Consider the following 10,191-nt stretch of genomic DNA (forward strand, 5'->3'; position numbering starts at 1 on the left):
ACGGGCCCCTGTTGCTGCTGGTCCTGACGTTCGCCATCTTGTCCTCCCACCGCCTCCACGTCCGGCGGCCTGGCTTCCCGACCTGCCGTCCGTTATGCCCCTCAAGTGGTGGAACTTTCCGTCGCTGCCGACGCATGGACGAGGTGGGCTGTGGAATCCGACCACCATCACCGGACATGGGGAGGCCGGCATGAGCACGCTGACGCGACATCTCAACGGTTCGCACGAGAACGTCCGGATGTACAGCCGACGGGTCGAGCTGCCGATGCTGGGCGAGGTGGCGGTGCCGCCACCGGACAAGGTCGTCTACTACGCCGGGCTCGGCGTGCTCGCCGCACTCCAGGTCATCGAGTGGCCGATCGCCCTGGTGATCACCGCCGGTCACCTGTTGGCGGACCAGCATTTCTCAGGACTGGTGCGCGGGCTCGGCGAGGCGCTCCAGGAGGCCTGACGAGAGCCCGGTCACCGGCGTTTGACATGAATCAGGGTTGAGGTCGCATGCTCGGTCCATGCCGAGCACAGTTGCCCCCGCCATTCCCGCCGCAGCGGGGCTGTTCGCACCCCGGCTGCGGGCGATGACGGTGGGCAGCGTCGCGTTGATCTCGTTGCTCGCCTTCGAGGCGCTGGCCGTCGGTACGGCGATGCCGACCGTCGCCCGCAGCCTGGACGGGCTCGCGCTGTACGGAATCGCGTTCGGTGGCCCGTTCGCCACGGGTGTGCTGGCCATGGTGGTGTCGGGTATCTGGTGCGACGCCCGAGGTCCGCGGGGACCGATGTGGCACGGCGTCGCCTGGTTCGTGGTCGGGTTGCTGATCGCCGGAACCGCGCCCGTGATGAGTGCGCTGGTCGTCGGGCGGGCGGTGCAGGGTTTCGGCTCCGGGCTGCTCTCGGTGGCGCTCTACGTGATCGTCGGGCAGGCGTACCCGCAGGATCTGCACCGGCGGATCTTCGCGGCGTTCGCGGCGGCGTGGGTCGTACCGTCGCTGGTCGGACCGGCGATTGCCGGTCTGATCGTGCAGTACCTGGGCTGGCGGTGGGTCTTTTTGGCGGTGCCGGCGGTGGCGGTGCCGGCGGTGTTGCTGATCCACCCGGGCCTGCGCACGCTGGCCCGGAGTGTGGCGACCGGGCCGGCGGCCGGCGCGGCGGCGCGGATCGGTTGGGCATGCGGTGCCGCGGTGAGCGCCGCACTGCTGCACATCGGGGGTCAGCAGCGCGGCGTCACCGCCGTGGTGTTGATCGTGCTCGCCGGGGTCGGTCTGCTGGTGTGCGCTCCGCGGCTGCTGCCGGCCGGGTTCCTCCGGGCCGCGCGGGGGTTGCCCACCGTCGTCGGGCTGCGCGGGTTGGCGTCGGCGGCCTTCGTGGGCGCCGAGGTGGTCATCCCGTTGATGCTCTCCCGGGAGCGGGGCCTCTCGCCGACCGCGGCCGGGCTGGTCCTCACGGTCGGCGCGCTGGCCTGGTCGGTGGGCTCGTGGTTGCAGGGCCGGATCCCGCTGCCTGCCTCCCGGGCCAGCCTGCCGCGCGCCGGGCTGACCTGCATCACGATCGGCACCGCCACGGTGGCGCTGGCCATCCGGCCCGAGCTGCCGGTGACCGTTGCCGTGGTGGGTTGGGCGATCGCCGGCCTCGGCATGGGGCTGCTCTACCCGTCGTTGTCGGTGCTCACCCTGGAGCTGTCCGCCCCCGGTGAGCAGGGCCGCAACAGCTCGTCGCTGCAACTGGGCGACTCTCTCTTCGCGGCGACCGTGCTCGCCCTGACCGGGGCCGTGCTGGCGGCGGGAAGCGCACCCGGCCCGGCCAGTTACACGCTGACCCTGGTGGTGGCCGCGGGCCTCGCGTTGCTCGGGGCGCTGCTGGCCGGCCGTGTCGTGACGGGCGGGAGCGTACGGCCGGTCGGTTGATCGGTATTCCGCGGCATCCGAGCCGGTTGGCCGGGAGGATGGCGGCGATGAACTTCCTGACCGTCCTGCCGCTCGCCGTGGTGATGGTCGCCGGGACCCAACTGGTCGTGGCGGTCTTCCTCGCCTCGTCGGACCGGCCCCGGGCGGCGTCGCTGGGCTTCCTCTCCGGTGCCGGGCTGGTCGTCGCTGCCGGAGTGACGGTGGGCTGGCTACTGACCCGTTGGGTCGGCGGACTGGTCGCCGACGCCAGTGCCGTGGCCGGCAGGGTCGATCGCGGTCCCGCCATCGACCTGGTGGTCCTCGCCCTGCTGGTCAGCCTGGCCGTGGTGGTGTGGGCACGAAGGAACCGGGCCGGGCCACCGAGATGGCTGGGCAGCATCGAGCGCGCCGACCCGCGTCGGGCCCTGCGGCTGGGTGCGTTGCTCTTCGTGGCGACGCCCACCGACGACCTGACCATGGCCACCGTCGGGGCGAGCGTGGCCCGGCGCGACCTGCCGTGGTGGCACCTGATGCCGTTCGTGCTGCTCACCGTGCTCCTGCTCGCCCTGCCCCTGCTGGCGTTGCTGCTGCTCGGGGACAGGGCGGCGCGGGCGCTGACCCGGATGCGGGAATGGGCCGAGCGGCACGCGTGGATCGTCAACGAGATCGTGATCGCGTTCTTCGCGCTGCTGACCGTGCTGGACCTGATCCGTTCGGGATGAGGTGTCGCACACCCGGTCACAGGAGTGCCGCGTCGTCCGTCCACACCGGGCGGGCCACCGGCCCACCGAGATGGTTCGCGGCAGGACAGGAGTCGAGATGAGGGTTCTGGTCACCGGGGCGAGCGGCCACCTGGGGCGTGCGGTGCTCGCCAGGCTGCACAGTGACGGGGTCACCGTCCGGGCCACCAGCCGGCGAGCCCAGACGGGCACCGAGGTCGAGTGGGTGGTGGCGGACCTCGCGACCGGCGACGGGCTGGACGAGGCGGTGTCCGGCACGGACGCGGTGCTGCACCTGGCCTCCGCGCCGCGGGGAGGGAAGACCCACCAGGTGGACGTGCTGGGCACCCGGCGGCTCTTGCTGGCCGCCGGCGCGGCCGGTGTGGGCCACCTCGTCTACATCTCGATCGTCGGGGTGGACCGGGTGCCGATCCCGTACTACCGGCACAAGCTCGCCGCCGAGCAGGTGATCGCGGCCGGACCGGTGCCGTGGTCGGTGCTGCGGGCCACCCAGTTCCCACAGTTCCTGGACGACCTGCTCACGTCCAGCGCGCGGTTGGGCCCGGTGATCGGGGACCGGGCGGTGCTCGCCCAGCCGGTCGACCCGGGCGAGGTGGCGGCGCGCCTGGCGGCTCGGCTGGTCGCCGGCCCGCTGGGCTGCATCGAGGAGTACGGCGGGCCGCAGGTACTCCGCTTCGACGAGGCGGTCCGAGCGTGGCGGCAGGCCCGAGGCTCGCGTCGACCGCTGCTGCCGGTGCGGGTTCCCGGCCGACTCGGTCGCGAGTTGCGCGCGGGTGGTCTCACCACCGAGGCACTGCCCCGCGGCGTGCGCACCTGGGCCGACCACCTCGCTGACACGTACGGGGGAACCGGGCGGAGATGAGAGCAACAACGGTTCACGTTCGTCTTACGGTGACGCCATGTTCGCTGTCGTCACCACGGTGATCCTCTACGTCTTCGGCTTCGTCTTCCTCTACGGCGTGATCCGGCTGGGTGTCCGCCACGCGTTGGAGGACCTGGAGTTGCAACGGGCCAAGGCCCACCGCGAGGAGGAGTTGGCGGCCGCCCGCGACCGCTCCTTCCTGCGCGACAACGCCTTCCTCTCCGGCAGTTGAGCACCGGTTCGGTTCGGCCCGGGCCGGTGGTGTCCCGGGACGGCCCGGGAGCCGTCGGGCGGTTCGGCGTGTCGGATGCGAGGATCGCACCCGTGATGGGAACGCTGAAGACCGAACCGGCCCGCGCCCGCCTCGACCTGCTCGCCCCGCCGGTGGCGGAGGCTGTCGCGCAGTGGCCCGCCGACGCGCCCGTGGACGTCAACGACGTGCTGGTCGCGCCGATCGACGCCGAACTCGCCGACACCGCCGCGTTCTGCGCGGCGTACGAGGTGGGGTTGGACGTGTCGGCCAACTGTGTCGTGGTGGCCGGCAAGCGTGAGGGTGTGGTGCGCTACGCGGCCTGCATCGTCCTGGCCACCACCCGGGCCGACGTGAACGGGGTGGCCCGGCGCACGTTGGACGTGCGCAAGGCGAGCTTCGCGCCGATGGACGACGCGGTCGAGCTGACCGGCATGGAGTACGGCGGCATCACCCCGATCGGGCTGCCGGCGCAGTGGCCCATCCTGGTGGACGCGCGGGTGATCGCCACGCCGCACGTGATCATCGGGTCCGGCGTACGGCACAGCAAGATCGCGCTGCCGGGGCCGGCGTTGGGCGCACTGCCCGGTGCGCAGGTGGTGGAGGGGCTGGCCAGGCCGGCCTGAACAGGCACCGGCATCGATGTTGTTGCACGTGAAACATCGTGATCATCGATGCCAGGTGCCCGGTGGCTCAGCGTGCCGCGGCCTCGCGCTGCTCGACCTCGCCGAGCGCGGCGAGCAGTGTCTGCACATCCTGCGCGCCGGAGACCGCGTACTTACCGGCCAGGACGAAGGTCGGCACGCTGGTGATGCCGAGATCCCGGGCGGCGGCCAACTCGGCGGCGATGTCGGTGACGCGCTCGTCGGAGTCGAGGAAGCGTCGGACGTCGACCGCGTCCAGGCCGATCCCGGCCGCCACCGAGGCCAGCGCCTCCCGGGAGCCGACGTCCACACCCTCGTTGAAGTGCGCCTGGTAGAGCGCCTCCACCATCTCGGCCGCACGACCGTGGTCGGTGGCGTAGGAGACCAGCCGGTGCGCGTCGAAGGTGTTGGCGATCACCGCGCGGTCGTAGTCCAGCCGGAGGCCGTCAGCCGCCGCGACCTGGGTCACGTGCGCGACCATCTGCTGGGCACGATCCGGGCCACCGAACTTGCCAGCCAGCGCCTGCACCAGCGGAAGCGGCTCGGGCACCGGTGACGGGTCGAGCTGGAACGGTCGGTAGCGAACCGTCACCTCACCCTCGTAACGGGCGAGGGCCTCATCCAGGCGGCGCTTGCCGATGTAGCACCACGGGCAGATGACGTCCGCGTAGATCTCGATCTCCATGATCGGTGGCAACCTCGCGGTCAGCCGAGTTGTTCCCGCACCTGACGCTTGAGCCGGCCCAGGATCGCCGTGCCGCCGCGGATCCGCAGCGGGCTGATCGCCTGCGCCAGACCCATCCGCTGGTAGAGATCGTCCGGCACGTCCAGCACCTGCTGGGCGCTCGCGCCTGCCAGCCCTTCGGCGAGGATCCCGGCGAACGCCCGGGTGGTCGGCGCCTCCGGCGGGCAGTCGAAGACCGTGTCCACGGTGCCCTCGGGGGTCACCCTGGCGCGCAGGAAGAACGACGTCTGACACTCCGGCACCTGCTCCATGCCCTCGCGTGCGGCGGCGCCCTCCGGCAGCACCGGGATGACGTCGGCGTACTCCAGGAGCATCTCCAGCACCAGGTCGCGCGGCGCGGCAGCGAACTCGTCGACGATCTCGGCCAGTCGGGCCGGCATGTCAGCCATGCGTCGAGGTTACCGCCGGTCATCTGCGAGCAGGCCGGCGGCGCTCACCGCGCCCGCCGCCGGCCCCTTCGTCACACCGTCGGCGACTGCTCGCTGATCTCGCTGAGGGCGCTGGTGGGGTCGAGCTGCATGGCCAGGTCGCCGAGCGAGACGATCCCGACCAGCTTGCGATCGCTGTCACAGACCAGCACACGCCGAATGCCCCGGTCGCGCATGAGCGCCGCCGCCTCACCCGCCGTGCAGTGCTGCTCGATCATGACCACCTCGCGGGTGACGATCGAGCCGATGGTGGTGGCCGCAGGGGAGCTGTTCTCCGCCACGGCCCGCACCACGATGTCCCGGTCGGTGAGCATGCCGGCGAGGCTGGCGCCGTCGGTGACCACCACGTCGCCGATGTCCGCCTCCTTCATCACCCTGGCCGCCTCGTCCAGGGTGGTTTCGGCCGGCAGGTACACGACCTGTCTGGTCATCACGTCACTGACCCGGTAACCGGTCATGAGAGCCTCCGAAGACGTATCCACCCGATCCGACTGCACTACCCCGTGACGCGACAGCTACACCAGGCTCCCACGTTCCTGGCGTACCTCGTGGACGAGCCGGTCTTCCAGACCCTCCAACGACAGCTCGGTGCGCCCGTCGCCGGCCCGCTCGCGCAGCTCGACGTACCCGTCGGCGAGTCGACGGCCGACCACGACGGCCCGGGGGATGCCGATCAGCTCGGCGTCGGTGAACTTCACCCCCGCCGAGACGTGCGTGCGATCGTCGACCAGCACCCGCAGGCCGGCGGCGGCGAGGCGCCCGCCGAGCGCCAGTGCCGCGTCGAGCTGCGGGCCCTTACCCGCAACCACCAGGTGTACGTCGCACGGCGCGATCGCCGCCGGCCAGATCAGCCCCCGGTCGTCGTGGTGCTGCTCGGCCACCGCCGCGACCGCTCGGGAGACCCCGATGCCGTAGCAGCCCATGGTCGGTCGGACCGGTTTGCCGGCCGGGCCGAGCACGTCGACCGCGAAGGCGTCGGTGAACCGGCGGCCGAGCTGGAAGATGTGCCCGATCTCGATGCCCCGCCGGATGGTCAGCTCGCCGGCGTCGCACGCCGGGCAGGGGTCGCCGGCGCGCACCTCGGCCGCCTCGATCGTGCCGTCGGGCGTGAAGTCCCGACCGCAGACCACGTCGGTCGCGTGGCGGCCCGGCTCGTTCGCCCCGGTCAACCAGGCAGAACCGGTCACCACCCGCGGGTCGACCAGGAAACGGATGCCCAGCTTGTCGAGCAGCTGCGGCCCGATGTAGCCGCGTACCAGCTCGGGGTGGTCGGCCCACTCCTCGAAGACGGCCACCTGGGCCGGGTGCAGGGCGGCGCCGACCCGCTTGAGGTCGACCTCCCGGTCACCGGGCAGCCCGATCACCAGAGGTTCGGCGCGGTCGGCGTCGGGCTGGCGGACGGAGAGCACGACGTTCTTCAGGGTGTCGGCGGCGGTCCAGTCGTCCCGACCGCCCAGCCGGCGGGTGTTGGCCAACTCCACGAGGCTGGCGATCGTCGGGGTCTCCGGTGTGTCGTGCACCTCGACGGCCGGCTGCGCGGTCGGGTCGCCGGCGGCCGGTGCCCGGGTCACCACCGCCTCGGTGTTGGCCGCGTAGTCGCAGGCCGTGCAGCCGACGTAGGTGTCCTCGCCGACGGGTGTCGTCGCCAGGAACTCCTCCGATGCGGACCCGCCCATCGCACCGGACATCGCCCGCACCACCGTGTAGTCCAGACCCAACCGGTCGAAGATCCGCCGGTACGCCGCCCGATGCCGCGCGTACGCGTCCCGCAGACCCGCATCGTCCAGGTCGAAGGAGTACGCGTCCTTCATCAGGAACTCCCGGCCACGCAGAAGGCCGGCCCGGGGCCGGGCCTCGTCGCGGAACTTCGTCTGCACCTGGAACAGCGTCACCGGGAAATCCCGGTACGAGGTGAACAGGTCCTTGACCAGCAGCGCCGCCATCTCCTCGTGGGTGGGCGCCAACAGGTGCTCGGCGCCGCGCCGGTCCGCGAGGGTGAAGATGTCGTCGCCGTACTCCGCCCAGCGGCCGCTCGTCCGATAGGGCTCGGCCGGCAGCAACGCCGGAAAGTGCACCTCCTGGTCGCCGATCGCGAACAGCTCGCCGCGCACCACCTCGGTGATCCGATCCAGCACCAGCTTGCCCAGCGGCAGCCAGGTGTAGCCGCCCGGTGCGGCACGACGGATGTAACCGGCGCGCAGCAGCAGCCGGTGGCTCGGCACCTCCGCGTCGGCCGGATCCTCGCGCAGGGTCCGCAGCAACAGGGTCGACATGCGTAGCAGCATGCGCGCAGCGTAGAGCCGTGCCGGACGGCCGAGCGACCCAATTCGGCCGGTGCGTCGCGGCCCGTCGCCCGGAAATCCTCGAAAATGGCCTGTCCGTGGCGGCAACCACGGTTGCCCGGGGCGACGTCTGGAGGGGCATCACGTCCCTCACGCACCACGACCCGAAGGATCGGCCCGTGTGGACCCTCTGCTGAGTGAGTTCGACTCGTTCGTCCGTAACCGCACGCCGGCGTTGCTGCGCTCGGCCTACCTGCTGACCGGTGACCAGCACCTGGCCGAGGATCTCGTCCAGTCCGCCCTGGCCCGAACACACCGGTCCTGGAACCGGCTGCACCACAGCGGGAACGCCGAGGCGTACACCCGTAAGACGATGTACCACCTGCAGGTGTCCTGGTGGCGGCGGCGCCGGGTACCCGAGTCGATGCCGGGCGACCTGCCCGAGCCACGCGGAGGCGACTCGGGCCCGGACCACGCGCAACAGACCAGCCTGCGGCTCACCCTCCGGTCGGCGCTGACGAGGCTCTCCCCGAAGCAACGGGCCGTGCTGGTGCTGCGGTTCTTCGAGGACCGCACCGAGACGGAGACCGCCGACCTGCTCGGCGTGACTGTCGGCACGGTGAAGAGCCAGACGGCCAAGTCGCTGGCCAAGCTGCGAGTGGTCGCGCCCGAGCTCGCCGAGCTGTACGTCCTGGAAGGAAGCGACCGATGAACGACCAGCGCCTCCGGCTCGACCTGACCGATCTGGCCGAAGAGGTCACCGTCGTCGACCTGCGGGACCGGACCCTGCGTACGTCCCGTCGGCTCGGTATCCAGCGGGCGGTGGCCACCACCGCCGCCGCACTGGTGCTGATCGGGGCGGCGACCGGCACCGCCCTCGCCATCCGCCCGGATCAGTCTCCGGCCCCACTGCCCGCCGACACTCCGTCGGTCACGGCGACACCGTCGCCGTCGGCCGACCCGACGCCGTCCACCAGCACCAGCGACGCGCCCGGCTCACCGCCCAGCGGCGGGTCCGGCACGAACACCCCGACGGTGAAGATCGGCAAACTCTTCTACGGGCCAGCCGGGACGACCGAGGCGACGACGGCGAACCTGCGGTCCTGGCGGCCGGGTGGGGACACGGCGCGTCTCCTGTCGCTGCCGGACATCTCCGCTGTCGTCAACGCGAACGTGTCGCCGGACGGCCGCCGGGTGGCCTGGGTCGACACGGCGGACGGCGGCCAGGGCACCCTCTATCTCCAGAACGTCGACGGCTCCGGCAAGCAGTCGCTGCGCGCCGACGTCGACCCGAACTGCGTGCCGCCGACCTGGTCGCCGGACAGTCGACGCCTGCTGTTGCGCGAGGTGAAGCCGTCGGGCGAACCGGGCCGACACGGTGTGCTGGACACCCGTGGCGGGAAGAACACGGTCACCTGGTGGGCGGGGGAGAATCTCGGCTGTCACGCCCTCTGGTCGGCGGACGGCCAGACCATCGCCATGCGCGTCGACGGCCAGGTGGTCCTCTACGACCCGGACGGCAGGAAGCGCCGGACGGTGCCGGGCTTCTCCCGCTCCGCGGGGTGGTGCGACGACGTCACCAGTCTCGCCCCGGACGGCTCCCGGATCGCCCTGTACCGGCCGAAGCCCGGCGACGACGGCACCGACGTCGCCCGGGACCTGCGGGTCAACAGCGTCCTGGACACCGGCACCGGCAAACAGGTCGCGTTGCCACTGGCTGGGCGGACGCTGCGGCAGGTCTACTTCCAGACCGACGGCTCGATGGTCGTACGGGTCCAGGACGGCAGTGGGTACGCGCTGCTGCTGGTGGACGAGGACGGCCGGAAGATCTCCGAGACCGCCGAGCCGGCGGCCCTGAAGGACATGCGGATCCTGGCCGTCGTGGCCTGACGACCAGCAGCCCAAGGGCGGGTCACCTTCGGGTGGCCCGCCCTTCTGCCATCTACGCACCGACCGTCGCGACGACGTCCGTCACCGTCGGTGATCTGCGGAAATGGTTGCCGGGGCGGCCGGATCCGACTGTCGGATAGCGGCGTCGGGCGGCGGCAACTCGGCACGACCGGAGGCTCGTCTTGGGTGGTGTCCCACTCGGTAACGAACTGCACAAGGGAGCGACACCATGAACCTCGGCCCGGTCACCACCCGTCTCGCCGCCCCGTCCCGCCAGTCCCGCGCGCTCGTCGGCACGGCAGCTCTGCTGCTCATGGCGCTCGGTGCTGCGGCCTGCGGGAGCGCAGACCCGGACAGCGCGCCCACTCCCGCCCCCACCGGCAGCGCCGTCCCCGCGACCGGCGGTGCCGTCCCCGCCGCCGCCGACACCTCCGCCGCGGGCGACGCGGGGTCTGGTGCGGCCCCGGTCGGCG

12 protein-coding genes and 1 pseudogene are annotated in these 10,191 nt (G+C 71.9%); 9 read left to right on the forward strand and 4 right to left on the reverse strand.

All coding sequences use genetic code 11. The annotated features are described in order from the left end of the window. Positions 1–190 precede the first annotated feature (190 nt). The 6 genes from LADH09A_RS20960 (at position 191) to LADH09A_RS20985 (ending at position 4,355) form a co-directional block, all read left to right on the forward strand. Entirely contained in the window at positions 191–451 is a 261-nt protein-coding gene (locus LADH09A_RS20960; protein WP_238647177.1) for a hypothetical protein, read from the forward strand. Between the two features lie 58 nt (positions 452–509). Continuing rightward, positions 510–1,898, forward strand: a complete 1,389-nt coding sequence (locus tag LADH09A_RS20965; protein ID WP_238647178.1) for an MFS transporter — start codon at positions 510–512, stop codon at positions 1,896–1,898. A gap of 47 nt (positions 1,899–1,945) precedes the next feature. After that, the gene (locus LADH09A_RS20970) at positions 1,946–2,599 is read left to right on the forward strand and encodes a GAP family protein (protein WP_238647179.1); all 654 of its coding nucleotides are present in this window, start codon (positions 1,946–1,948) and stop codon (positions 2,597–2,599) included. A 97-nt stretch (positions 2,600–2,696) separates the two neighbouring features. After that, on the forward strand, positions 2,697–3,479 hold the full coding sequence (locus LADH09A_RS20975) for an SDR family oxidoreductase (protein ID WP_238647180.1): 783 nt from the start codon (positions 2,697–2,699) through the stop codon (positions 3,477–3,479). 37 nt (positions 3,480–3,516) lie between these two features. Continuing rightward, complete coding sequence (locus LADH09A_RS20980) at positions 3,517–3,711, forward strand: hypothetical protein (RefSeq protein ID WP_238647181.1); 195 nt, start codon at positions 3,517–3,519, stop codon at positions 3,709–3,711. Positions 3,712–3,806: 95 nt separating this feature from the next. Beyond that, positions 3,807–4,355, forward strand: a complete 549-nt coding sequence (locus tag LADH09A_RS20985) for a YbaK/EbsC family protein (protein ID WP_238647190.1) — start codon at positions 3,807–3,809, stop codon at positions 4,353–4,355. A 67-nt stretch (positions 4,356–4,422) separates the two neighbouring features. On the opposite strand, the gene LADH09A_RS20990 is transcribed toward LADH09A_RS20985, so the two are convergent. The 4 genes from LADH09A_RS20990 to LADH09A_RS21005 form a co-directional block, all read right to left on the reverse strand. Next, the gene (locus LADH09A_RS20990; protein ID WP_238647182.1) at positions 4,423–5,058 is read right to left on the reverse strand and encodes a DsbA family oxidoreductase; all 636 of its coding nucleotides are present in this window, start codon (positions 5,056–5,058) and stop codon (positions 4,423–4,425) included. Positions 5,059–5,078: 20 nt separating this feature from the next. Beyond that, positions 5,079–5,507, reverse strand: coding sequence for a SufE family protein (locus tag LADH09A_RS20995; RefSeq protein WP_238647183.1), 429 nt, complete (start codon positions 5,505–5,507; stop codon positions 5,079–5,081). 71 nt (positions 5,508–5,578) lie between these two features. Then, the gene (locus tag LADH09A_RS21000; protein ID WP_099849526.1) at positions 5,579–6,004 is read right to left on the reverse strand and encodes a CBS domain-containing protein; all 426 of its coding nucleotides are present in this window, start codon (positions 6,002–6,004) and stop codon (positions 5,579–5,581) included. 57 nt (positions 6,005–6,061) lie between these two features. Further along, positions 6,062–7,831: a proline--tRNA ligase gene (locus LADH09A_RS21005; protein WP_238647184.1), complete on the reverse strand. Its 1,770-nt coding sequence runs from the start codon at positions 7,829–7,831 to the stop codon at positions 6,062–6,064. Positions 7,832–8,009: 178 nt separating this feature from the next. Between LADH09A_RS21005 and LADH09A_RS21010 the strand changes: the two genes are divergently transcribed. The 3 genes and pseudogenes from LADH09A_RS21010 to LADH09A_RS21020 all read left to right on the forward strand — a co-directional run. After that, entirely contained in the window at positions 8,010–8,540 is a 531-nt protein-coding gene (locus LADH09A_RS21010; RefSeq protein WP_238647185.1) for a SigE family RNA polymerase sigma factor, read from the forward strand. Further along, entirely contained in the window at positions 8,537–9,718 is a 1,182-nt protein-coding gene (locus LADH09A_RS21015) for a hypothetical protein (RefSeq protein WP_238647186.1), read from the forward strand. The genes LADH09A_RS21010 and LADH09A_RS21015 overlap by 4 nt, the downstream gene beginning before the upstream one ends. 229 nt (positions 9,719–9,947) lie before the next feature. Further along, positions 9,948–10,191: pseudogene (locus LADH09A_RS21020) on the forward strand (hypothetical protein); the annotation flags it as partial.

This window comes from Micromonospora cabrerizensis, from assembly GCF_022230955.1.
In the GTDB taxonomy this organism is placed as follows: Bacteria; Actinomycetota; Actinomycetes; order Mycobacteriales; family Micromonosporaceae; genus Micromonospora; species Micromonospora cabrerizensis.

What these genes read in the sequence shown, in the direction of transcription:
- LADH09A_RS20960 (WP_238647177.1), top strand. Translation starts at nt 191, where the DNA reads ATGAGCACGCTGACGCGACATCTCAACGGTTCGCACGAGAACGTCCGG.
- LADH09A_RS20965 (WP_238647178.1), top strand. Translation starts at nt 510, where the DNA reads ATGCCGAGCACAGTTGCCCCCGCCATTCCCGCCGCAGCGGGGCTGTTC.
- LADH09A_RS20970 (WP_238647179.1), top strand. Translation starts at nt 1,946, where the DNA reads ATGAACTTCCTGACCGTCCTGCCGCTCGCCGTGGTGATGGTCGCCGGG.
- LADH09A_RS20975 (WP_238647180.1), top strand. Translation starts at nt 2,697, where the DNA reads ATGAGGGTTCTGGTCACCGGGGCGAGCGGCCACCTGGGGCGTGCGGTG.
- LADH09A_RS20980 (WP_238647181.1), top strand. Translation starts at nt 3,517, where the DNA reads ATGTTCGCTGTCGTCACCACGGTGATCCTCTACGTCTTCGGCTTCGTC.
- LADH09A_RS20985 (WP_238647190.1), top strand. Translation starts at nt 3,807, where the DNA reads ATGGGAACGCTGAAGACCGAACCGGCCCGCGCCCGCCTCGACCTGCTC.
- LADH09A_RS20990 (WP_238647182.1), bottom strand. Translation starts at nt 5,058, where the DNA reads ATGGAGATCGAGATCTACGCGGACGTCATCTGCCCGTGGTGCTACATC.
- LADH09A_RS20995 (WP_238647183.1), bottom strand. Translation starts at nt 5,507, where the DNA reads ATGGCTGACATGCCGGCCCGACTGGCCGAGATCGTCGACGAGTTCGCT.
- LADH09A_RS21000 (WP_099849526.1), bottom strand. Translation starts at nt 6,004, where the DNA reads ATGACCGGTTACCGGGTCAGTGACGTGATGACCAGACAGGTCGTGTAC.
- LADH09A_RS21005 (WP_238647184.1), bottom strand. Translation starts at nt 7,831, where the DNA reads ATGCTGCTACGCATGTCGACCCTGTTGCTGCGGACCCTGCGCGAGGAT.
- LADH09A_RS21015 (WP_238647186.1), top strand. Translation starts at nt 8,537, where the DNA reads ATGAACGACCAGCGCCTCCGGCTCGACCTGACCGATCTGGCCGAAGAG.